The 22,286-nt window shown below is 65.6% G+C and carries 19 protein-coding genes and 1 pseudogene; 12 read left to right on the top strand and 8 right to left on the bottom strand.

Annotation, left to right across the window (positions count from 1 at the left end):
* Positions 1-164 precede the first annotated feature (164 nt).
* Positions 165-665 carry an FxLYD domain-containing protein gene (locus C486_RS14735; RefSeq protein WP_008457444.1) on the top strand — a complete coding sequence of 167 codons (501 nt, stop codon included), beginning with the start codon at positions 165-167 and terminating at the stop codon, positions 663-665.
* Positions 666-724: 59 nt separating this feature from the next.
* Here the strand turns inward: C486_RS14735 and C486_RS14730 are convergent, their stop codons facing one another.
* The 4 genes from C486_RS14730 to C486_RS14715 form a co-directional block, all read right to left on the bottom strand.
* Positions 725-1,072 (bottom strand): hypothetical protein, encoded by a 348-nt coding sequence (locus C486_RS14730; protein WP_008457443.1) that lies wholly within the window; start codon positions 1,070-1,072, stop codon positions 725-727.
* 217 nt (positions 1,073-1,289) lie between these two features.
* On the bottom strand, positions 1,290-2,126 hold the full coding sequence (locus tag C486_RS14725; RefSeq protein ID WP_008457441.1) for a PspA/IM30 family protein: 837 nt from the start codon (positions 2,124-2,126) through the stop codon (positions 1,290-1,292).
* 67 nt (positions 2,127-2,193) lie between these two features.
* The gene (locus tag C486_RS14720) at positions 2,194-2,739 is read right to left on the bottom strand and encodes a helix-turn-helix transcriptional regulator (protein ID WP_008457440.1); all 546 of its coding nucleotides are present in this window, start codon (positions 2,737-2,739) and stop codon (positions 2,194-2,196) included.
* A gap of 101 nt (positions 2,740-2,840) precedes the next feature.
* Positions 2,841-3,506 (bottom strand): hypothetical protein, encoded by a 666-nt coding sequence (locus tag C486_RS14715; RefSeq protein WP_241432510.1) that lies wholly within the window; start codon positions 3,504-3,506, stop codon positions 2,841-2,843.
* A gap of 238 nt (positions 3,507-3,744) precedes the next feature.
* Here C486_RS14715 and C486_RS14710 point away from each other — a divergent pair, with 238 nt between their 5' ends.
* Complete coding sequence (locus C486_RS14710) at positions 3,745-5,259, top strand: hypothetical protein (RefSeq protein ID WP_008457438.1); 1,515 nt, start codon at positions 3,745-3,747, stop codon at positions 5,257-5,259.
* A 153-nt stretch (positions 5,260-5,412) separates the two neighbouring features.
* Positions 5,413-6,027 carry an alpha/beta hydrolase gene (locus tag C486_RS14705; RefSeq protein WP_008457437.1) on the top strand — a complete coding sequence of 205 codons (615 nt, stop codon included), beginning with the start codon at positions 5,413-5,415 and terminating at the stop codon, positions 6,025-6,027.
* 16 nt (positions 6,028-6,043) lie between these two features.
* Here C486_RS14705 and C486_RS14700 read toward each other — a convergent pair whose 3' ends face one another.
* From C486_RS14700 to C486_RS22945, 3 genes are all read right to left on the bottom strand, one after another.
* A complete protein-coding gene (locus C486_RS14700; protein WP_008457435.1) occupies positions 6,044-7,927 on the bottom strand; it encodes an ATP-binding protein in 1,884 nt (627 codons plus the stop codon).
* 56 nt (positions 7,928-7,983) lie between these two features.
* Positions 7,984-8,778: a cohesin domain-containing protein gene (locus tag C486_RS14695; protein WP_008457433.1), complete on the bottom strand. Its 795-nt coding sequence runs from the start codon at positions 8,776-8,778 to the stop codon at positions 7,984-7,986.
* Positions 8,779-8,946: 168 nt separating this feature from the next.
* A complete protein-coding gene (locus C486_RS22945) occupies positions 8,947-9,537 on the bottom strand; it encodes a DUF7344 domain-containing protein (RefSeq protein WP_449289193.1) in 591 nt (196 codons plus the stop codon).
* Between the two features lie 453 nt (positions 9,538-9,990).
* On the opposite strand from C486_RS22945, the gene C486_RS22380 reads away from it, so the two are divergent.
* A complete protein-coding gene (locus C486_RS22380) occupies positions 9,991-10,323 on the top strand; it encodes a DUF7113 family protein (RefSeq protein WP_049888413.1) in 333 nt (110 codons plus the stop codon).
* A 3-nt stretch (positions 10,324-10,326) separates the two neighbouring features.
* On the opposite strand, the pseudogene C486_RS14685 reads toward C486_RS22380, so the two are convergent.
* A pseudogene (locus C486_RS14685) lies at positions 10,327-11,565 on the bottom strand (DNA double-strand break repair nuclease NurA); the annotation flags it as partial.
* Between the two features lie 125 nt (positions 11,566-11,690).
* Between C486_RS14685 and C486_RS14680 the strand changes: the two are divergent.
* From C486_RS14680 to C486_RS14645, 8 genes are all read left to right on the top strand, one after another.
* A complete protein-coding gene (locus C486_RS14680) occupies positions 11,691-11,969 on the top strand; it encodes a hypothetical protein (protein WP_008457426.1) in 279 nt (92 codons plus the stop codon).
* Between the two features lie 212 nt (positions 11,970-12,181).
* Positions 12,182-13,735, top strand: a complete 1,554-nt coding sequence (locus C486_RS14675) for an HTTM domain-containing protein (RefSeq protein WP_008457424.1) — start codon at positions 12,182-12,184, stop codon at positions 13,733-13,735.
* A gap of 117 nt (positions 13,736-13,852) precedes the next feature.
* Complete coding sequence (gene gpmI, locus C486_RS14670; protein WP_008457421.1) at positions 13,853-15,373, top strand: 2,3-bisphosphoglycerate-independent phosphoglycerate mutase; 1,521 nt, start codon at positions 13,853-13,855, stop codon at positions 15,371-15,373.
* Positions 15,374-15,502: 129 nt separating this feature from the next.
* Positions 15,503-15,925 (top strand): hypothetical protein, encoded by a 423-nt coding sequence (locus C486_RS14665; protein WP_008457419.1) that lies wholly within the window; start codon positions 15,503-15,505, stop codon positions 15,923-15,925.
* 255 nt (positions 15,926-16,180) lie between these two features.
* Complete coding sequence (locus C486_RS14660; RefSeq protein WP_049910600.1) at positions 16,181-18,799, top strand: alkaline phosphatase PhoX; 2,619 nt, start codon at positions 16,181-16,183, stop codon at positions 18,797-18,799.
* 3 nt (positions 18,800-18,802) lie between these two features.
* Positions 18,803-19,564 (top strand): hypothetical protein, encoded by a 762-nt coding sequence (locus tag C486_RS14655; RefSeq protein WP_008457415.1) that lies wholly within the window; start codon positions 18,803-18,805, stop codon positions 19,562-19,564.
* Positions 19,565-19,825: 261 nt separating this feature from the next.
* Entirely contained in the window at positions 19,826-20,833 is a 1,008-nt protein-coding gene (locus tag C486_RS14650; protein ID WP_008457414.1) for a sodium:calcium antiporter, read from the top strand.
* Positions 20,834-20,949: 116 nt separating this feature from the next.
* Complete coding sequence (locus tag C486_RS14645; RefSeq protein WP_008457413.1) at positions 20,950-22,242, top strand: O-acetylhomoserine aminocarboxypropyltransferase/cysteine synthase family protein; 1,293 nt, start codon at positions 20,950-20,952, stop codon at positions 22,240-22,242.
* Positions 22,243-22,286 lie beyond the last annotated feature (44 nt).

The following is a 22,286-nucleotide window of genomic DNA, read 5'->3' as shown; positions in this document are numbered from 1 at the left end:
CCAGCGGCACGGAGCGATCGACGCCGCCCCCACCGACGCGACTGACTCGAGCGATCCGTCAGGGACGAACGGTCGTTTCAAGGCCTACACTGAAATGTATCCGCGGTGTCGATCCGGGATATGGTTAGTGAAGGAATCGACGTACGGCCGACCGTCCGCCGGCGATGACCCGATCGGACCCGACGGGCCGACGGCGGGTACTCGCATCGCTCGGGACCGGACTCACGGCCGCGGCTGCCGGCTGTCTCGGCAGCGACGGCCTCGGCGGCCAGCCGACCTACGAGGAGGGACGCGTCACCGTCAGTAACGCCACCAGCAGGAACGCGACCCAGATGTCAACGGCGGCGGCACTCGCACAGCAACAACCCACCAACTCGGTGACGTCGCTCGATCCCCTCGAGCTACGCACCCACGAGTTCGTCGTCGAGGACGGCTATCTGGGCTCGACGATCCAAGGAACGGTTGCGAATACGGGAGCCGATCGACTCCAATTCGTCGAAGTACGAACGCGCGTCTACGACGACGCCGGCACCCTCCTCGGGCGCTACCTCGCCAGCACCGGCGACCTCGACGGGGACTCGGCGTGGGCGTTTCAGGTCATCGTCCTCGAGTCGCCATCGAACATCGCCGGCTACGATATCACCGTGCTGGGAACCCCGTCGTGAGCGGTGCAAGCGCCGGCCGTCCGACTACGGACGGCGTGAGCGCCGGCCGGAGAGGGCGGTCAGTCGGCCGCCTCGTCGCGGAGTTCATCCGCGACCTCGTCGTAGACGGTCTCGACGCTCATGGCGAGCGTGTACGCTGGTCGTCCCTTGCCGGTCGGCGACGTCTCGGCCGGATCGATCTCCTCGACGAAGTCCTCGTCCTCGAGTCGGTAGAGCGACCGAATCACGTCGGCTTCGGTGAGCGTTCCGACGACCTCCGTGTCGACCGCGGGCAGTTGCTGCTGGCAATGCCGGCGGAGGTCGTGGGTCTGGACCGGCGTCTCGCCCTCGCGGGTGAGTTCGGCGACGCCGAGCAGGACGACCTGGGCGGTCAACGAGATGGACGCGACCGGTGACTCGTCACTCATACCGGATACTTCATCATGAACGGTGGTAACCGTTTCTCCTCCATTCGGACCGCTTACCGGCGGGCGTGTCGTTCCCCCCGCGTCAGTACACGGGCCTCCGACTGCGATTGAACTGAGGGACGAATGACAATAGTCCGGCCGCCGTCGCGCTCCCGTCCGTCCTGCAGCCACTGCTAGATCGGGCGTTCGCTCTCCCAGCAGTTCGGCTCCGCTCGAGTTAGTTCTCTTCGTCCTGTAGCTCCGCCAGTTCGGCCTCGACTTCGTCCTGATCGCCGTTCTCGAGGTCGGTAAGTTCGTCCTCGTCGACCTCGGCCGTCGCGTCGGCCTCGGCGTCCCCGCCGGACGCCGCCTCCGTGTCGGCCCCGACATCGGACTTGAGCGTCTCGAGTTCGGCCTCGACGCCGCTGTCGGTCGAGAGCTGCTCGAGTTCGCGATCGATGTTGTCCTTGTCCGAGAGCACGTCGTCGAACGCGCCGGACTCGTGGAGTTCGTCCATGGCGGCGGCGCGAGCCTCCATGTCCTCGGTCTGTTCCTCGGCGCGCTCGATGGCGCGGCCGACGTCCTCGAACTCCTCGCCGGTCGCCGTCATCGCCTCCGAAACGGTGGAACTGGCCTTCGCCGCCTCGTGGCGGGCTTTCATCGTCTCCTTTTTGGTCCGGAACTCCTCGATGCGGCTCTGGAGTTCGTTCTTCTGTTCGATCAGCCGGTCTTGCTGGTTCTGGAGGTCCGAAATCTGGCGCTCGAGGTCGTCGATCTGGTTCATCTTCGTCTTCTTCTTCTCTAAGGCGCGTCGCGCCAGGTCCTCGCGGTCCTGTTGGACGGCAGTTCGTGCCTGATCGTTGTGTTTCTCGACGTTCTCCTCGAGCCGCCGTTTCTGCATCTCGAGACGTTTTTTTTGCGTCGTGAGATCGGCGATACCCCGCTTGACCTGCTGGAGTTGGTCGCGCATCTGCTCGTAGGAGTAGTCCAGCGTTTCGGTCGGATCCTCGGCCCGGTTGAGCACCGAGTTGAGCTTCGATCGGATAACGTAGGAGGCCCGAGAGAGGATGCCCATACTCGCTACGTATCGTTCCCCGGCCTTAAAAACATCACTTCGGCAACAGTCGGGCTCCCCGCGTCGCTCACAGGAGCATGACGACGTTCCCGGTTCCGCGTCGCTTCCGTTCGACGAGCGCCTTGCTCTCGAGGCTATCGAGGGTCCTGCTGACGGTCGCTTTCGAGAGGTCGGTTTCGTCGACGATCTCCCGTTGCGGTCGGACGCCGTCGGCGTCGAGGACCGCCTCGTAGACGACGCGTTCCGTGGTCCCCAACTCGTCGGCTTGCTCCTCCCACTCCTGTCGCCGTGTCTCGAGGAGGTCGTCGCTTCCCCGGCCGTCCGAACTCCCGTCGGTCGCGACCCGCGACCGGTCGGGATCGGCACTCGAGTCGGATCGGCGGTCCAGTAGCAGGGCCGTCCCGCTCGCGCCGAGGAGACACGCGGCCACGGCGATGATGCCAACGTCCCGATACGTGAAGTAGCTGCCGACCGTGGTCACGTCGCCACCGGGGCCGCTCGCAGCGACCACGAGCTGTGGCGGGTTCAGGAGCTGTCCGACGAGGACGACCGTCGCCGCGACGAGGACGGTCGCCGTGATGAATCGCGTATCGCGGAGGGCTCGGGGGAACATGGATCAACGACGAGGTGTCTGCATTTAAGTATCATCGGTTTGTCGTCGCGCGGACCGCCCGGAGACGGTGCGTGGTCGCCTCGGACGCGTCTCGAGGCGTCTCACTCCGCGACGACCTCCAGCCGGAGCATGCGGTCGACGGACTCCGACTCGAGATCGATCACGGTCCGATACGCCGCGTTTGTCCCGACGGGCTCGACGATCACGAGCGCACGATCGGTGCGGATCGCCGACGCGTTCCGAGCGACCATGACCGCGCCGTTCGAGCCGTTCGACCGCGTCTCGAACGCGGGTTCACCGACGCCGCCCGTCCGCGCTCGCCGGTCCCGTTCGGGATCGATCGCGGCCAATGCGGCCCGATCGCGTGGGAGTTCGCCCGCCCGAATCGGCAGTACGGTGAGGGTCGCCCCACCGGTCGTTTCCAAGCGATCGGCGATCGTCTCGTTCGAGAGGACGGTTCGCTTCGCGAGTTGCCGGTGATGCTCGCTCAACGTCGGGGTGTCACGGGGCGTCGTCGTCACGGAGATCCCGCCGTTCCCGTCGGCGATCTCGATGCGCTCGAGGTCGCGGACGTCGGTCACGATCGTCGTCTCCGTCCCGTCGCTCCGCGCAAACGTCAGCGCTCCGTCGTCGACCGCGAACGTCCCGGCAGTGTCGGTCGTCACCGCCGACGTGATGCCGGCGACGTTCGCGAACGCGGCGACGCTGAGTCCGAGGACGAGCAGGGACGAGACCAGGACGACTCGAGCCGGATCGACGGCGACCATCGTCCCGGTGACACGTGTACCGAAGTATGAAGACTCCGGTTCGAGATCGTTTGGAACGACTGAAACGAGACTGAAACACGCGTGAAACGCGTTCGGAACGCGTTTCGCGGCCGTTTCCAACGGGGTTTGAAAGGGGCTTTCTCCTAACGGTCGACCGGAGCGATCCGATGCCCCGGGCCGAGACGGATGTGCGGCCCCGATCGGGGTGCTCGGATCGCCGCCCACGAACGTGGTCCCTATGAAACGAGATTACAAGTACGCGATGTACGTGCTCGCACTCGCGACGACCGTGGCCCTCGCAGCGGGGGTCCTCGTCGTCACGGGTGAGCCGGGCACGGACGACACACGACATGCACAGCTCGACGATACTGACGTCGAACTACTCGGCGACCAAGACGCGCTGACCGCCGACGAACGCGAGCGACTCCCACACCTCATTTGGGAAAACGAGAACGTGCGCAGCTACTTCGACGAGCCCGACGCCCTGACGTTCGGGGTCTCCGAGCGCACGGTCTACGACGAGGACGCCGACGAGTTCGTCCCCGCCGACGATGCGGTTCGAGTCCAGGTCTCGCCCGCCGACGAGCGGCTCCCGTACGCGTTCGTGACGGTCGACCTAGACGCGGAAACGGTCACGCTCGAGAAGGGGTTGCACTCGATCGACGATGTCGATCTCGAGTTCGACGACGAGTCCCATCGGCTGACCGACGACGAACGCGACCGGCTCGGGACGATCCTCCTCGACGACCCCGATCTCGAGTGGGAGATCAAGACGCTGCTCGACGAACCGGCTACCGTCGACGCGTCCGTCGTTGACCGCGAGGGCGACCGCGTTACGGTCGCCCTCACCGGGCCCGACGGCGACTCGCCCGCGGCCCGCGCGACCGTCGATCTCGCGACCGAAACCGTCGCCGACCGGCGCGTTTCCGGCGCACTCACGGTCCACGAGAGCGGCTCCGTCTCCGGCAACGCGGACCCCGACCGGAACGGCACGTACGTGCTCCACGGAAACCAAAGCGAATCGATTTCGGTCGACAACGTGACGATGGCCGACGATTCGACGGACAAAGTCGGGATCGAGACCCAGCCGGTAACCGAGACCGAAACGACCGTTGAACTCGACGATGTGACCGTCTCCCTCCGCGGGGACCGCGATTCGCTCTCGGAACGCGACCTCGAGACGGTCGCCCAACGCGTCTGGGCGACCGACGAAATCAGCACACACTTCGACGGGTTCGACGCGGTCGAGATGCGCGTCAGCCGGGATCGGGAGTTCGACACGGACACCGATACGTTCACACCCGCTGACACCGCGACCGTTCGCGTCACGCCGACCGACGGCCGACTGCCCCACGTGGTCGCGGTGGTCGATCTCGACGCGGAGTCGGTCACGGTCACCCGTCGCCTCCCGGAGATAGACGGCGTCGATGTCACTGTGACCGATGAGACTGACTCGTTGTCCGCCGCCGATCGCGAACTGATCGCGGACCTCGTCGTCAGCGACGACGCGGCGAGTTACACCGTCCAAACCCAGTTCGACGAACCCGACGAACTGGCCGCCACCGTCACGGACGCGACCGGTGACGGCCCGGCGACGGCGACCATCGAGGTGGCCCCGCCGACGGCCGAGACGACCTCGGTGACGCTGACCGTCGATCTCGAGACCGAGACGGTCACGCGCTCGTTCGTCGTGAGCAGGAACGTCACAGTCAGCGACGGTGACGACGGCTTCACGGTCAGCGTCGCCGACTAGACCTGCACTCACCGCTTCGACCGCCCGTCCCACTGCCGTCAACATCCCCGCTGACGCAGCCGCCCTCCGTTTCGCCGCCGAGGTGGGATCGCTGCCGGTTCGAACGGCCCGTCACACGCGGACTTTCATTATCGGCCGTCGGCAACGTCCGCTATGACAGTGCTCCTCCCCGGCGGACGCGACGTTCGCGGGACGCTCTCGGAACCGGACGGTGACCCAGCGGCCGTCGTCGTCGCCTGCCCGCCGCATCCCCAACACGGCGGCTCGAGAAGCGATCCCCGACTCGTTGCCGTCAGCGACGCCCTGGTCGCGGCCGATATCGCCTGCCTGCGCTTCGATTACGGATCGTGGGACGAGGGCCACGGCGAACGGGCGGACGTTCGCAACGCCATCCGGTGGGCTCGCGACGAGTACGACGGAACCGATTCGCTTCCGGTCGGCGTCTTCGGCTACAGTTTCGGCGCGTCCGAGAGCCTGCTCGCGTCGGCAGCGACACCCCCCGACGCCGTCGCCGCCCTCGCTCCGACGGCACGGCTCGAGGGTGACCTCGACGCCGCCGCGGCGCTCGCTGCTCTCGAGGTCCCGGTGTGCGTCCTCTACGGCGAGCGCGATACGACTGCCGACTGGGAACCGGTGGTCGACCGCGCGCGAGACCGCGGCGACGAGACGACCGCACTGGCCGGCGATCACTTCTTCCTCGGGAAACACGACGAGATCGCGGCGACGGTGCGCTCGTTCTTCGAGCGGGCGCTGTGCGAGGCAACCTGACGGATGGAATCGGGGCTCAGTCCCGCCCGTGGCGAGTCAGACACGTCGGCAGACCGATCAGTTCGACCGGCTCGGAGTTGTCGGGCGAGTAGACGACCATCTGTCCTTTCTCCATGTAGGGAACTTTGGACTCGAGGTTGCTGGGGATGTTCACGCTCTTGATGGCGTCCTCGTCGCCGAGGTTGAGGACGACGGTGGTGTTGATTTGTTTGAAGACGGCGTCGTGGATGTCCTGTGGGTCCTGCGTGATGAGAAAGAGGCCGAGCCGTTCCTTGCGGCCCTGCTTGGCGGCCTCGGTGAATTTCGTGATGACCTTCCCGGCCTGAACCGAATCGGCGTCGGTCAGGAAGTTGTGGGCCTCGTCCATCCCCAGCACGAGCGGCGTCTCCTTGATGCGGTCGTAGTCCGGATCGTTCGAGAGTTTCTGATCGATGAGCAGCGAGGAGACCGCGAGGACGATCGTCTCGGTCGCTCTGCTATCGGTGATGTGATAGGTCGGTACCACTGTCAGCCCGCCGGGGCGGACGAAGTCGTGGACGAGGTCGGTGATCGGGCGCGCGTCCTGGTCGAAGACGTGGCCGAAGCCGAGCACGCGCCGCCGAACGGCGTCGAAGGTCGCCTCGTGGACCCGCCCCGACTCGTCGAGTTCCTCGCGCAGGGCCGGATCGTCGAGAAACGTCGTGAACTCCTCGTACGTTCCACCGTTGCCGTACTGCTTTCGGAACCGCGGCAGGAGCACAGTCGTGAGCGCGCCGTACTGGTTGTCGTTCAACCCGCTGCCCGCGACCAGCCACGGGTTGTCGTGGACCATCGAGAAGGGGATCGTGAACTCGACCTGTTCCGCGCGGTGATGGCCCGCAGCGTACGACGCTGACCCCACTTTCGGGATGAAGGCGGTCGTATCGTCGTGGCCGCCGTAGGCGATCCCCTCGCGCTCGAGGCGGCGCGCGAACTCCCCGTCCAGGTCGGGGTTGTCGTCGTGCATCTGGGCGTACTCGTCCTGCGGGTCGAACTGGACGACAGCGGGGCTGACCTCGCGGCCGTCGGCCATCGGATAGGTTCGCTCCGTGGCGAGATACTGACGGAGGATGTTCTTCGCGCCGTGGGTCTTCCCCGACCCCGTCCCGCCGGCGATCAGCGAGTGGCGGAAGACGAGTGGATCGCCCGCGTCGTAGTCGTCTTTTAGCCGGTAATCGATCGTCGGCGGCGACGCGGCGGTCCGGACCTTCTCGCCGCCGACCGAGAGATGGCCCAGAAAGACCCCGTCGTCCGGAATCTTCAGTCCGGTCTTGATCTCCTCGGTGTCGTCGGCCTGCCGGATCACCGTCTGCGGTTTCGGCACGCGGTCGGTCATCCGCCGTTTCAACTCGCCGCCGTCGTCGGACTGCGTCCGGTCGCTCGCGGCGTTTCGCTCCGCGCTGTCCTCGTAGAGAACGGCCACGGGCTCGAGTTCGGCGACGAACTTGTAATCGGCCTCGTCGATCTCGTCGGTTCGCATCGCCCGTCGAGCGTGAATCTCCGTCGCGTCGTCGGCGTGATACTGCTGGGCGTACTCGAGGCCGGTGATGCGACAGAACAGCGTCTCGCCGTCGGGATAGGGCGCGAGCAGGTAGCTCCCGATACGGACCGACGACCGGTTGCCGCGGGTGACGTAGGCCCGGAGGGTGGTCTCGTCCCCGTCCTCGGCGACCCGCAGCCCCTGAGAGACACAGATCGTTCCGATACCGGCGTCCTCGCCGCTGGGCTCGACAGTCGTCGCGTCGAAATCATCCGTTACCCCGTCGGTCGTCGTCCCCTCGGAACCCGAAGACGACGGCGACGAGCCCGCCGCGTCGGCCGCCGAGCCGTCTTCAGTGCCGGCGTCGGCATCGAAATCGCCGAAATCGCCCAGATCGCTCATACCAACTCCATCCGGCCCATCCCACAAACGCGTTTCCCTCCGGTCGGACGGACTGTTTATCGCCCGCGACGGTCAGCAGCGACTGCCAAAAGCGCTGTCCCCAGCGTGACGGCTGCGATCGCGAGCCCGGCCGTAAATCCCGGTACCGGCTCGCTGCCGTCGGTCGCCGCCGATTCGTTCCCGCTCTCGTTCGAAGAGGGTGGCTCCCGCGCCAGTTCGTCGGGATCGGGATGATCGAACGACTCGAGTGGGTCGGTGCCGCCGTCGATCGCGATCGTCGCGGCGTCGTCGACGACGGCGATCGGCCAGTCCCCGGTGGTCTCGACCTCGGTCTCGTCGAACGAGAGCGTCGTCGTCCCGGCTGGCGCGTCCTCGGCGACCCGGACGGTCAGCGTCGCGATCGTCCCCGCGCCGGTCGCACCGTCGCCGGCCGGCTCGCGACGCTGCTCGAGGATCGCGGTGCCCCGCTCGTCCGCGAGCGCCTCGGCGGTGCGAATCGTCGTATCGGACCCGTCGAGCCACGACCCGCGGTCGACGCCCTCGATCTCGAGATAGTCGGGATGGTACTGGGCGACCAGCGTCACCGCGTCGATGCCGCTCCCGCCGTGACCACCCTGGCTCCGGAGGGTCACGTCGATCTCGACCGTCTCGCCGGGTGCGGCCTCGATCTGCGTTCGGTCCGGCGAGACGATCGCGACCTGATCGATCGCAGCGGCCGTCCCTGCGATGAGCGCGATTGAAAGGACGAAACCGAGCAAGACGGCGAGACCGCCGCGAACGACGGTGCGGTAGCTGTCGGACGCTGACTCGGCGCGGAGGCGAGTGTCGTCGTCGGGTCTTGCGGCGGCCATGTCGTGCTGTCTCCCACTGACGGACGGGACGCTCTTACCGTTTGTCGATGTGGCGGACGCTCACCAGCCGCCGGTCGCGCGATGGCCGCCAGTGGGGACAGCCGAACCGGACGGTGGTGCACTGAGCGCGGATCGCATCGGCGGACGGCGGCCGGATGTGGTCGATGGCTACTCGTCGATCGAGACGACCTGATCGTAGCGCGTGACGAGACGGGACTCCTGCTCGTAGCTGATGACGCCGATGTCGGCCATCGCGGGCAGGTGGGAGTGGTGGAGCGCTACCGTCGCGCGCTCGACGTCGGCGAACGGCCCGCTCTCGCAAGCACTGAGTCGCTCGGCGAGGTGCTCGAGCGAGAGCGGTCGATCGCCCGCCTCGAGAACGGAGAGCAGTCGCATCCGAACGGGGTCGACGAGCGTCTCGAGCAGGGTTTGGGCGTTCTCGCTCTCACAGAGGTCGAGCAGCACGGAGAGATCGGCGGGGTGGACCGGCGGTTCGTCGACCAATGCGACGCCGTCGTCGGTCCAGTCGACGATGCCGTAGTCCTCGAGTCGTGGGAGGTGATTGTGAACGAGCGTAGTCCGAACGTCATGTCGTGTCCGGCCGTTCGAGCCCGTCGAGTCCTCGATCAGTGCCGTCGTCAGTTCAGACAGGGCAAGTCGCGTCTGTCGACAACCGAGCACCTCGAGAACGCGAAGGCGACGAGGATGGCGAAGAATCTCGTAACACTCCGTCGGAACGGTTTCGAGTGGGTCGGGCATGCTGCCGCCGAGATGAGCGTCCGAACTCATTACACAGACCAACCTCTGCAATGGGGATAAGATCGGTTCCAAAACGATTTGGGCGGGAAACGAAATCGTGACTCCGATAATCACTTCGTAACGCGCTGACGTGCTTGTAATCGACAAAGAAGGAGGGTTAGTATTGGAAATAGCAACAAGAAATCGCACTTTCCCGCCAGTTGATAATGACCGAGCGAGACCAGCAAGATCGTGTCTGTTGTCGTCTTCCGCAGTGCAGAGTGGTTGAATGTCACGTTCGACGGCGAGATAGTGCACGAGGACAACCCGTTCGTGTGGCTGATCGATAGCCCCGCGGCCGATAGAGAGACGGGGTGGGTAGAGGACACACCCGTCGGCACTGATCGAGTCCGGTATTGCCGTTCGCTGACCGATGCCACGGCATTTTTGCGTCCGCGAGACGTACGATAGCGTATGCTTATGGTACGCGGTCGTGCGGGCGGGACGGAACTCACTGGGACGCTGTACGAACGGGGTGAGCGAGCCCCCACGTTCAGCGGTGCACCCGACGAAGACGCCGCGTACGTCTGGGTCTGCGACGAGTTTTACGAAGTCGACAGCGGCGGGACGACGCAACTCGTCGACGGTCGCGAGGTCAACCTCGCGTTCGAGTCCCCCATGCCACGCGGTTTCGACACCCGCGAACAGGCTCTCGAGGGTGCCAAAGAGCACGTCCGAACGCAGTTCGCGCGGATCGGCATCGATCGCGACGACGTTTCGCTCGAGGTCGAGAAAAGTGACGGCTAGGGGCCTGTCTCTTATACACATCTNAGAGATGTGTATAAGAGACAGGAGCGACGCCTTCTCGGAGTTACTGATCCGGGCGAGTTCGTCGGCTTTCGCGACGATGGTCGGCGGACCGTGGGCGATAGCGACGTCCTGTAACAGTTGCATCGTGAGTCGCTCGCGGCGGTCGGGGTCCCTGGTGAACGCGTACGGGGCCTCGATCCGGTACAGCAGGTCGTCACGGGGGTCGTAGATAACGAAGAAGGTGACCTCGTAGGCCTCGCGCTCGAGGCGACGCTCGACGCCGAGTGCGTCGCCCTCGGCCGACAGCGGTCGATCGACGCCGCCCCGCGAGCGGAACCAGTTCGTATAGGAGAGCGACGACGTGTCCCGCTCCCAGCGTTCGCCGTCGACATCGTCGACGTACTCGCCACGCTCGAGCAGGCGGGTGAACAGCGCCGAGTCGTCGCTCCAGGGCACGCTGATGTCCACGTCCCGTTTCGACTTCAACGTCCGCGTGAGTACGCGCGTCGCGGGGTTTTTGACGAAGCCGACGAGCGGAACGTCGCGGTCGACGAAGTCCTCGACCAACCGGACGTAGTTCTCCAGCACCGTCGTCGGCCGGGGGTCCTCGAGCAGGAAATCGGCGAGGTCGGGATGTTGGTCGGCCCAGCGCAGCAGTCCTCGCGGATAGAGCGGGCCGTCGAGGACGAGCAGGTCCGAGACCGCGTCGGCGTGGTCGCGGGCGTGTTTGCTCTCGGCGAGATAGAGTGCCAGCGCGTGGACGACGCCCTCGGCGAACCGCGGCAGCGGCGGCACCTTGACCGCCCGGCTCTTGCTGTAGCCCGCGTCGAACTGCCCCCACGACTCGTCGACGGTCATCGTCTCGTCGTTCGAGTGGACCGTCATCACGGTCGTCCGCGACCGGTGGAGGTCCAGATCGGTCGGGGTCGCGCTCATGGCCGCCTGTGCGATGTCGACGACCAGCCCGTTTTTGAACGTCGTCGGATTGATCGTCCCCGCGTCCAGGCCGTGTTCGCTCAAGAACTCGCGGTCGCGCAGGGCGACTCCCTCGCAGTCGACGAGCCGTCGTGCCTGCTCGTCGAGCGGCTCGAGGACCGGTCGCCCGTCGTAGAGCAAGGGATCGAGAAACGTCTCCCAGACGGTTTCGGCGAACGCGCGCCGGTCCCGCTCGTCGGTCCCGTGGTCGATCCGTCTCGCGAGCCGCGCAATCCCGTCGAAGTGGACCGGATCGAGGGTCATACCTGGGGCCACCGACCCGACCCGCAAAAAGCCAGTGGTCGCCGGAACGACGCGATTAACTCGAGGGCGGGTAAATTACTATCAGAAAGCGTATGTATAGTCGGGCCGAGAATCGGACTATCTCGATGTCCGAGCGAGAATCGGCCGTATCCGCCCGCGACGACCGTGCGATCAATTGGCGACGGACCAGTTCCGGAGTGACCCTCTACGAGGAGGGCTGTACCGACGCCTGGATCCACGCCGAGTTCGAGGCCGGCACCGCGCCGGAACATCGGCTCTTTATGATCTGTGATGACTGCGGTGCGGTGTTTGCACAGCGAGTCAAACCCGGGAAAGAAACGGTCTGTGGCGACTGCGGGGCGACCTTCGAATACGACGAGGACGCAACCCAGCCGTCGCACTGAGCTATCGAGGGACCGGTGGGAGACGGGGTAAGCCACGGGTTTTGGAGTGATTTTCGTCCGTACACACTGCTACGACCGCACCGGTCGCCGATCGGTCGTTTTCCGGTTTCGGTCCGGACCTGAGGGAGTCGGTAAAATAAACACTTCAGCTTACAACAAGCTTATGGCGTTTGATACGAAACCGGGAGAAGCGCATCAATATAGAGTGTACGATGACTCGAGCCCTCCCCACGAACGGACGGAATCGATTACTGACCGCACTCGATACCGCCTCGGAGTCGTTCATCCGCCGATTCGAAATCGACCTGCGAGCGCTCGCCGCGTTCCGTATCGCGCTCGGAACGCTGGTGATCGTCGATCTCCTGCTCCGGTCACGAAACCTCACGGCGTTCTACACTGACGACGGGGTCCTCCCGCTCGAGGCGCTGTTCTCGGACTATTCGTCGGTCTACTCCCTCCACGCACTCTCCGGCGAGGCGTGGGTACAGGCGCTCCTCTTTTTCGTCGCCGGCTGTTTCGCCGTCGCGATGGTCGTCGGCTATCGAACTCGGCTAGCGACGGTGGTCTCGTGGCTGCTGTTGCTCTCGTTGCATGCCCGGAATCCGATGGTCCTCAACGGGGGCGACGCCCTCTTTCGAATGCTGTTCCTCTGGGCGATCTTCCTCCCTCTCGGAGAACGCTGGGCGATCGATGCCCGCCGAACTGACCGAGACCGTACGACGGTGGCGTCGGTCGGAACGATGGCCGTCCTCTTGCAGGTGTTGCTCATGTACGTGACCAACGCCATCCACAAGACCAGAAGCGACGTGTGGATGAGCGGCGACGCAGTCGTCGAAATCTTTCAGGCCGATCACCTCACGTACTTGCTCGGTAACGTGCTGGCGGAGCAGTTTTTCCTGTTGCGTACCTTTTCGTACGTCTGGATGACGCTCATCCTGCTCTCGCCCCTTCTCATCGTTCTGACCGACTACCGACGGGCGATCATCACGACCCTGTTCGTCGGCATGCACCTCGGCATGTTCGTCACGCTCAAGATCGGGCTCTTTCCGCTTATCACCGTCGCCGGACTGGTGTTGTTCTACCCTCCGGTCGTCTGGGACCGAGTGACGGCGCTAGCGACCCGAATCGGGATCGCGACCCCGCTCCGCCGGGGGCTGGACCGACTGCAACGGGGCGTGCCACGGCGTTCGATCCGGGACCTCTCGGCGACCCACGTAGCCCGTCCCGTCCTGCCTACCGTGAGGGCACGCAGCCGCGTCCTGTTCTCGACCGCCGTCCCGTGGCTCTTGCTCGTCCTGGTCGTGCTCTCGAACGCCAGTGCGGTCGATTACACCGAGGTTCCCGACCCCGGCGAAAACGTCCTCGATACGGCTGATGCCGACCAGGGCTGGCGGATGTTCGCGCCGGACCCGACGTCCGACGCACGCTGGCTCGTGGTGCCAGGCAAACTCGAGAATGGAACGAGAGCCGATGTCTTCCACGGGTCGGCGGTCAGTTGGGACAGACCGCCGTCGGTCGAGGACTCATACGAGACCATGCGGTGGCGAAAGTACGCGTTGAACACGCGGTACGCCGACAACGAGAACCACCTCTCGTACTTCGGCAACTACCTGTGTAACCGCTGGAATAGGACTCACGAGACCGGCGTCGAGCAGGTCACGATCCACGGTCTGACCGACCGGGCGGCCCCGTACGAGGAGGCCAGAATTGCCGTGTACGAACTGCACGAGTACGACTGCTCGGGCGAGTTCATCCAACGCGAGTGACGACAGTCGGGAGCCCCGCCTGGTCTCCGTCCTCGAGCCGAGTGATGTGGCCCGAAAGTGGGGGTCCGGTCTACGAACAACGACAGCTAGTTAGGCCGCGCTGGAAACCGAGTACGTATGGAAGCTGCGCTGATCGTCCTCGACGGCTGGGGACTCGGTGACGGCGGCAGAGATGCGGTTCAGGCAGCCGACACGCCGGTCTTCGACCGACTCGCCGACGCGGGCGCGGACGGTCGACTCGAGGTCGCGGGCCGGCGCGTCGGCCTGCCGGACGGCCAGATGGGCAACAGCGAGGTCGGCCACCTCAACATCGGTGCCGGGCGGGTGGTCTACCAGGAGTATACGCGCATCTCGGATTCGATCGCGGACGGCTCGTTCCGGGACAACGACGCGATCAACGCCGCCTTCGATCGGGCCAACGAGAACGACGGGCGCGTCCACTTCGTCGGCCTCGTCAGCGACGGCGGGGTCCACTCGGATCAGGAACATCTGCACGCGCTGATCGAACTGGCGGCCGATCGCGACGTCGAGGCCGTCACCCATGCGATCACTGACGGTCGCGATACGTCCCCGACCGGCGGCCGGGAGTATCTCTCGACGCTCGCGGACGTCGTCGCGGACCACGGCACCGGCGACGTGGCGACGGTCTCGGGCCGGTACTACGCCATGGACCGCGACCAGAACTGGGAGCGGACGAAGCGGGCCTACGACGCCATCGTGAACCGCGAGGCCGAGTGGACCGCCGACACCGCGGTCGAGGCGGTCGAACAATCATACGACCGCGACACTACCGACGAGTTCGTCGAACCGACCCTGGTCCGGGATGGATCCGCACTCGAGGACGGCGATGCGGTCGTTTGGTTCAACTTCCGCTCCGATCGGGCCCGCCAGCTAACCCGGCTGCTCGCGGATATTCGACCCGAAGACTGGGCCGACGAGTTCGCGACCAGCCCGCCCGACGCCGAGGTCGTGATGATGACGCAGTACAACAAGACGTTCGACCTCCCCGTCGCCTACCCGCCGAACCAGCCCGAACAGGTGCTCGGGGAGGTACTCGCCGACGCCGGTCGAACGCAGCTCCGGATCGCCGAGTCCGAAAAGTACGCCCACGTCACCTACTTCTTGAACGGCGGCCGCGAGGTCGAGTTCGACGGCGAGATCCGAAAGATCGTCGAGAGCCCGGACGTGCCGACCTACGACCTGCAACCCGAGATGAGCGCGCCCGAGGTGACCGACACGGCAATCGAGACGATCGAGTCGGACGACCCCGACGTGCTCGTGCTCAACTACGCCAATCCGGACATGGTCGGCCACACCGGTGACTACGAGGCCGCGATCGAAGCTGTCGAAGCCGTCGACGCCCAACTCGGTCGGCTCGTCGACGCGCTCGAGGCCGCCGGCGCGCACGTCCTCATTACGGCTGATCACGGCAACGCCGACGACATGGGGACCGAGGAGCACCCCCACACGGCGCACACGTACAACGAGGTCCCGCTGGTCTATTCGGACCCGACCGGAACCAGCGGCGACCGGACGGTCCGCGAGGGCGGAACCCTCGCGGACATCGCGCCGACGATCCTCGAGGTGATCGACCTCGAACAGCCCCCCGAAATGACCGGGGAATCGCTGCTCGAGTAGGGCCGGGAGCGATCGAGGCCGGGTGAGCCGGTGTGCCTCGGTACCGGTCCGGTCGGTTCCAGAGCGCTATATACACCACATACGAACGTTCAAGAGACCGATACGAGTGGATTTACGCGACACTTCGTCATGTCCCAATCCACTCCCACCCCCGATACGGATGGCTCGGTCGTCGACGGGTACGTCCTCGGCGTCCGGATCGTCGAGAGCGGCGCGGGCGACGGCAACGAGTCCCGCTACCGATTCGAGGCACCGAACCACACCGAAATCGCGTTCGACGAACTCGAGGACGCTCGCCTCTACGCGGACGTCTACTTCGACGTCAACGGCTTCGTCGAGGAGAACACGGGCAGCCGCGGCGTCCCACCGGAGGTCGTTCAGGCCGGCAAAGACACCCTCGCCGCCTACCTCGTGACCTGCCCGTGGGCGGACGTCAACTGGGTCGCTTCGTTCTACGGGACGACGCCGGAAGACATCGAGCGATACTGTACGTGGGTTCGCGACCGCGCCGCGGAGGTCCGGACCCGAGCCGCAGAACGCAACCTCGAGTAGGCCGCGACGCGTCGGCTCGCTCTTGAACCGCCCTTGCTTTTCTCGACGACCGATCGGCAGGAGACGCGTTTCGACTCAGGCTCGGGGATGTCGTGTCGCCGTCGTCGCGAGCCGTTCGGGAGAACAACAGCTGTGTATATATCGCACATATCGTTCGGTTTCCTATGAGCCTTCGGTACCCCTCTAGCTGACTCTTTCTACTCAGTACGTATATTATAAAATCTAACCATATAACGGTGGGTTGAACCGTCCGCAATGGTCGAATTCACCAGGCGGAAGCTGATGGCATCGTCGGCGGCGGCCGCGATCGGGATGGGAGCGCTCGGGACGGCGAGTGCGGCGGACACCGACACGCCGGGGGCACCGACAGTACGTGGGGACCTCAAACGGCTCGCGACCACGGCTCGCGGGGCCGAGGTCACCGGGCCGTTCGTGTTCGAGAACGGCGAAGTGCTGTTCAGCCTCCAGCATCCGAGTCGGGACAATCCGGCACCCTACGACACGGCCGCGGTCGGCGTTCTCGCCGGCCATCGGTTCGACTTCAACGGCCAAAACGACGAGTTCGACGAACTCGAGGCCCCGCGGTCGAAGGCGGCACAGGGACGCGTCCAGGTCGCCGGCGGCGAGTACGATATTCTCGTCCAGGAGGGCGATCCGATCGACGGTGGCGACGCGAAGTGGGGCCACCCCGAGACGCCCGACGGGACCGACATCGCCGAGTTCGCCGGGAGCCGATACGGCGATGTCGGCACCAACCCGGACATGAATTTCTTCGTCCCGACCGACGACGAGGGACGCGAGGGGTATCTGTTCACGAACAACGAGACGAGCCCCGGAAGCATCACGCGCACGCCCCTCAGCCGCGGTGCGGACGGCTGGACCGCCGACCACGAGGCCGCGATGAACCTCGAGAATCAATCGACGTTTCGCGAACTCGGCGGCACGCGGATCAACTGTTACGGCGATCTGAGTCCCTGGGAGACGCCGATGTCCTCGGAGGAGGACTACAGCCACCCGCGCGTGTCGGGATCGGCGACGGTAAGCGACATGGTCGACGCGGAAAGCGGCGTCGGGCTCCGCGGCGGGGCGGCGTTCTGGAACCGGCCGAATCCGACCGCGATCGAGGGTGCACTCGGCGACCTGTTCGAGGAGAGCTGGTATCCCCAGGGGACGTGGGCCCTGGGCGGCGTCGAGATGCAGGCCTACTACCTCGGCGCGGAGCCGGTCGATCAGGACGGCACCACCAACACGACGGAGCCGCTCGGCGATGGGTATCCCAACCGCTACCGGTACGGCCATATCGTCGAGATCACCGAGCCGACCAGTGCGGAGCCGATCCCGGTCAAACACTACGTCATGGGCCGGGCCGCCTTCGAGTGTCCCGAGTTCATGCCCGACGAGCGGACCGTCTACCTCACCTCGGACGGCTCGAACAAGGGGTTCTACAAGTTCGTCGCCGAGGAGCCGATCCCGAGCTACGACGACCGGATGGACGTCCGCGGGACCCTGTACGTCGCCCGCGTCACGAACGACGAGGCCGCGAAGAACAACCCGCCGGCCGAGGTCGATCTCGAGATCGAGTGGCTGGCACTCGGCAGCGCGAGCAACGCCGAGGTCGCGTCCTGGATCGCCGAGTACGACGACGTGACGCAGGTCGAGTACCTCGAGACCCACGCCGAAACTGACTGGCAGGCGGACCTCGAGACCGCACTGGCGGAGGCCGACGAGGAAGTCGCGATCAACGGCAATCAGGACTACATCACCGACGAGGAGATCCTCGCGTGGGCCGAGCAGTACGAGCAACACGGTCCCGACGGCGTCGACGAGGACCTGCGCCGGGTCCCGTTCCTCGAGACGCGCGCCGCGGCAAAGGAGATCGGTGCCAGCATCGAGTTCCGCAAGGCGGAGGGGACCGACTCGCTCGACGACGCCGAGCCGGGCGATTTCCTCTACATCGGTATTTCGGAACTCAACGACGGGATGGCCGACGACGAGGGCGCTGTGCGAATGGAGCGGGTCGACGGCGGCGTCGTCTACCGCGCCGAACTCGAGGGAGAGTACGACATCTCGACGCTCGAGCCGGTGGTCGTCGGCCCTGACGCGACCGACCGCGAATCGATCGTCGACGCCGCACCGATCAACGTGGACAACGTGCTGGTCCTCAAGGACGGCCGGGTCCTCCTCTGTGAGGACAAGGGCAACTTCGGCCGGTCGTACACCAACGACGCGCTGTGGGTCTACGAACCGCCGACGTCGCTGCACGTGGACTCCGTCGCGGTCAGCCAGGAGGCGACCGGCGAAGCCGAGCTGACGCTCTCGTCGGTTCCGGACGGCCTCGCCGGCGGGCACATCTCCGTCACCCTTGAGCACACCGACGTCGCCGAGATCACGGGCGCGAGCTATCACGACGCGCTCGAACTCACCGCGGACCCGACGATCAGCGACGACGGATCGACGGTCGCGTTCCAGTTCGCCGATATCGAAGACGAGATCGAACCCGGCGCGATGGATGTCACGCTGGCGACCGTCGAGATCGAGGGCGTGGGTAGCGGGACGACCGACATCGTGACCGACGTGCAAGCCTTGGACGACGACGGGGGAACCGCGATCGAAGCCCACCCGCGGCCCGGCGTGGTCGTCACTGGCCCGCCGCCGATCGGCGGCGGCTCCGGCGGCGGGGCACCGACCGACCCCGACGGCGACGGAAACTTCGAGGACCTCAACGGGAACGGTCGGCTGGACTACGACGACGTGACCCTCCTCTTCGAACACATCGAGGACGACTCGGTCACGCTCAACGCCGACGCCTACGACTTCAACGACAACGGTCGCATCGACTACGACGATATCGACGAACTGTACGACGAGCAGTAACCGATGGACCGCTCTGACACCGATCCGGACCCCGTGGCGCGAACGCGGACGAACGAGGTGAATCGGTGGGGGCGACCGTGGCGGCGGGCGATCGTCGCGGTCGTCATCGCCATCGCAATCGGTGCGGCGGCCAGCCCGACGATCGCGGTGGCAACTGCGGGTGGCGGATCGCCCCTCGTAACCGGGGCCACGACCACCTCGGCGGCCGACAGTAGCCTCGTCGTCGCTGACGCGACCGTCGAACCTGGGGGGACCGCGACCCATCGCCTCGCGCTCACCGACGCCCCGAACGGGCTCGCCGGCTTCGAGGTCACCCTCGAGCTATCGACCGACGGCGCGACGATCTCGAACGCCAGCTACCCCGACACGTACGGGAAGACGTCCGAGCCGATCGTGAGCGACGACGGGCAGTCGGTGACCGTCGAAGCCGCCGATCTCACCGACGCGGTGACGCCCGGGGCGACCGACGTCACGCTCGCGACGGTCGCAGTGACTGGGCCGGATACCGGCTCGACGACCCTCGAGATAACCGACCTGCAACTCGACGCCGACGGCGGGTCCCGCATCGAACCGGCGCTTGAAGCGGGGACGCTCACCGTCGACGACGGGACGGCGGGCTCCCAATCAGCGACCGCGGGAGGCGACGGCACCGACGCCGGTGATTCGGACGCCGATTCGAGTTCGGACTCGGTTCCCGGCTTCGCGGGTGGGACCACACTCGTCGCGATCGCCGCCGCTGTGGCCCTGCTCGCACGATCCCGCTGACCGTCCAGCGTGGTTGGATCGCCACGACTTTCGACGTGCCGTTCGTTTCGGTCGCAGTCCATGGCAATGGTAGTCGGTCGCCACCACTCGAGCCGACGACGGGTACGATGTAGTCCTCACGATCACCGATGAAACCGGAGGAACCGCCACGGACCGCACGATAATCGCAGCGTAACGGACCCGCAGGAACCCGGACCGTCGCCGGGACGCGACCGGACTCCTGTCGGGCGTTTTATTCGATCCCCGTGAGAACGGGCGGTCGTGCTCGAGGTCCTCACGCTGCTTCTCATGGCAGCCATCGGAACGGGAGTCGTCTGGAAAGGAAGCACCTGGCTCGAGGACTCGGCGAACGGGCTCGCGATCGCGTACGGATTGCCGGCGGTCGTTCAGGGGGCCGTGATCGCCGCCGTGGGCTCGAGTGCTCCGGAACTGGCGAGCGTGTTGCTTGCGACGCTGTTACACCAGGAGTTCGAACTCGGCGTGGGTTCTATCGTCGGCTCGGCGACGTTCAACCTCCTCGTGATTCCCGGGCTCGCGGTACTCGTCGGCGGCGGGATCGACACGACGCGCGAACTGGTCTACAAGGAGTCGCTGTTCTACATGCTCGCGGTCGCATCGTTGCTGTTGACGTTTTCGCTCGCGGTGATCTACAATCCCGTCGATCCGAGCGGCAGACCCATACGGGGAGACGTCTCGAGACCGCTTGCCCTGTTCCCGCTTGCCCTGTACGGCCTCTACCTGTTTACGCAGTACCTTGACGCCGCCGACGCCGACGAGACGGCCGATACGTCGATCGCGCTCGCCCGGACGTGGATTCGGTTCATCGTCGGGCTGGTACTCATCGTCGTCGGCGTCGAGGCGCTCGTCCGGTCGGCGATCGGTCTCGGCGACGCCTTCGGAACGCCGTCGTTCCTCTGGGGGATGACCGTCGTCGCCGCCGGCTCGAGTCTTCCCGATACGGTCGTCAGTCTGACGGCCGCGCGGGCCGATCGGCCGACGGTGACGCTGGCGAACGTCCTCGGAAGCAACACCTTCGATCTGCTCGTCGCCGTCCCGGTCGGCGTCCTCGTAGCCGGCTCGCTGACGATCAACTTCGCCAACATCGTCCCGATGATGGGCTTTCTCGTCCTGGCGACCGTCTCGTTCTTCGCGATTTCCCGAACCGGAATGACGCTTTCCCGACCGGAAGCGTGGGTGTTACTGGGACTGTACACGGCGTTCGTTTGCTGGCTGTTACTCGAGAGTCTCGGCATCGTCAGCGTACTCTAAGGGCGATAGAACTGGCGTCCGGACTCTTCCGACGAGAGTCGTCGCAGGTTGAACTAACGACCGCGTCGTATATGTTCGCCTAGTAGTTTTACGGTACACCGTTTCATACCCCCTGTATGAGCGACGATCCGGATTCACGCGAGAATCGGTTCGCCACGAACAGCATCCACGCCGGGCACGACCCCGATTCGGCAACGGGGGCTCGCGCGCCGCCCCTGTATCAAACCACCTCCTACGAGTTCGAGGACACCGACCACGCCGCCGCCCTGTTCGGCCTCGAGGAGACGGGGAACATCTACTCGCGGATCATGAACCCGACGAACGCGATGTTAGAGGAGCGCATCGCGACGCTTGAGGGGGGCGTCGGCGCGCTCGCCACCTCGTCAGGAATGGCCGCGTTCGACCTCGCGACGTTCATCCTCGCGGAGGCCGGCGACAACATCGTCTCCTCGTCGTCGCTGTACGGCGGTACCTATACCTACCTCACACACACCGTCGAGAAGCGCGGCATCGAGACCACGTTCGTCGACACGCTGGACTACGAGGCCTACGCCGAGGCCATCGACGACGACACCGCTTTCGTCCACCTCGAGACGATCGGCAACCCCGCGCTCGTCACCCCGGATATCGAGCGCGTCGCCGACATCGCCCACGACCACGACGTGCCGCTGTTCGTCGACAACACCTTCGCGACGCCGTATCTCTGCCGACCGCTCGCACACGGCGCGGATCTGGTCTGGAACTCCACGACCAAGTGGCTCCACGGCGCGGGCTCGACCGTCGGCGGGATCCTCGTCGACGGCGGGTCCTTCCCCTGGGAGGACGGCGACTACCCCGAGATCACCGAACCGAACCCGGCCTACCACGGGATCAACTTCCGCGAGACGTTCGGCAACATGGCGTTTGCCGTCGTCGCGCGCACCCGCGGGCTACGAGATCTGGGCAATCAGCAGGCACCCTTCGACGCCTGGGTCACCCTCCAGAAACTCGAGTCGCTGCCGCTGCGCATGGAGAAACACTGCGAGAACGCCATGGCCGTCGCCGAGTACCTCGCGGACCACCCGAAAGTGGCGTGGGTCAACTACCCCGGCCTCGAGAGCCACGAGACCCACGAGGAGGCCAGCAAGTACCTCGAAGGCGGTTACGGCGGTATGATCACCTTCGGACTCGAGGGTGGCTACGATGCGGCCGAGACGGTCTGTAACGAGGTCTCCCTCGCGAGCCTGCTGGCAAACGTCGGCGACGCGAAGACGCTGATCATCCACCCCGCAAGCACGACCCACCAACAACTCACTGAGGAGGAGAAACTGGCCAGCGGCGTCACCGACGACCTCGTGCGCCTCTCGGTGGGGATCGAGGACGTCGACGACGTGATCGCGGACCTCGATCGCGCGATCGAACAGGCCTGAACGATCGTCACCCGCGGCCGGATTTTCACTGTGCCGTGACTAGC

The sequence above is a fragment of the Natrinema gari JCM 14663 genome (genome assembly GCF_000337175.1).
Lineage (GTDB): Archaea > Halobacteriota > Halobacteria > Halobacteriales > Natrialbaceae > Natrinema > Natrinema gari.
This window is presented reverse-complemented; position numbering and strand designations above follow the sequence as displayed.

What these genes read in the sequence shown, in the direction of transcription:
- C486_RS14735 (WP_008457444.1), top strand. Translation starts at nt 165, where the DNA reads ATGACCCGATCGGACCCGACGGGCCGACGGCGGGTACTCGCATCGCTC.
- C486_RS14730 (WP_008457443.1), bottom strand. Translation starts at nt 1,072, where the DNA reads ATGAGTGACGAGTCACCGGTCGCGTCCATCTCGTTGACCGCCCAGGTC.
- C486_RS14725 (WP_008457441.1), bottom strand. Translation starts at nt 2,126, where the DNA reads ATGGGCATCCTCTCTCGGGCCTCCTACGTTATCCGATCGAAGCTCAAC.
- C486_RS14720 (WP_008457440.1), bottom strand. Translation starts at nt 2,739, where the DNA reads ATGTTCCCCCGAGCCCTCCGCGATACGCGATTCATCACGGCGACCGTC.
- C486_RS14715 (WP_241432510.1), bottom strand. Translation starts at nt 3,506, where the DNA reads ATGGTCGCCGTCGATCCGGCTCGAGTCGTCCTGGTCTCGTCCCTGCTC.
- C486_RS14710 (WP_008457438.1), top strand. Translation starts at nt 3,745, where the DNA reads ATGAAACGAGATTACAAGTACGCGATGTACGTGCTCGCACTCGCGACG.
- C486_RS14705 (WP_008457437.1), top strand. Translation starts at nt 5,413, where the DNA reads ATGACAGTGCTCCTCCCCGGCGGACGCGACGTTCGCGGGACGCTCTCG.
- C486_RS14700 (WP_008457435.1), bottom strand. Translation starts at nt 7,927, where the DNA reads ATGAGCGATCTGGGCGATTTCGGCGATTTCGATGCCGACGCCGGCACT.
- C486_RS14695 (WP_008457433.1), bottom strand. Translation starts at nt 8,778, where the DNA reads ATGGCCGCCGCAAGACCCGACGACGACACTCGCCTCCGCGCCGAGTCA.
- C486_RS22945 (WP_449289193.1), bottom strand. Translation starts at nt 9,537, where the DNA reads ATGCCCGACCCACTCGAAACCGTTCCGACGGAGTGTTACGAGATTCTT.
- C486_RS22380 (WP_049888413.1), top strand. Translation starts at nt 9,991, where the DNA reads ATGCTTATGGTACGCGGTCGTGCGGGCGGGACGGAACTCACTGGGACG.
- C486_RS14680 (WP_008457426.1), top strand. Translation starts at nt 11,691, where the DNA reads ATGTCCGAGCGAGAATCGGCCGTATCCGCCCGCGACGACCGTGCGATC.
- C486_RS14675 (WP_008457424.1), top strand. Translation starts at nt 12,182, where the DNA reads ATGACTCGAGCCCTCCCCACGAACGGACGGAATCGATTACTGACCGCA.
- gpmI (WP_008457421.1), top strand. Translation starts at nt 13,853, where the DNA reads ATGGAAGCTGCGCTGATCGTCCTCGACGGCTGGGGACTCGGTGACGGC.
- C486_RS14665 (WP_008457419.1), top strand. Translation starts at nt 15,503, where the DNA reads ATGTCCCAATCCACTCCCACCCCCGATACGGATGGCTCGGTCGTCGAC.
- C486_RS14660 (WP_049910600.1), top strand. Translation starts at nt 16,181, where the DNA reads ATGGTCGAATTCACCAGGCGGAAGCTGATGGCATCGTCGGCGGCGGCC.
- C486_RS14655 (WP_008457415.1), top strand. Translation starts at nt 18,803, where the DNA reads ATGGACCGCTCTGACACCGATCCGGACCCCGTGGCGCGAACGCGGACG.
- C486_RS14645 (WP_008457413.1), top strand. Translation starts at nt 20,950, where the DNA reads ATGAGCGACGATCCGGATTCACGCGAGAATCGGTTCGCCACGAACAGC.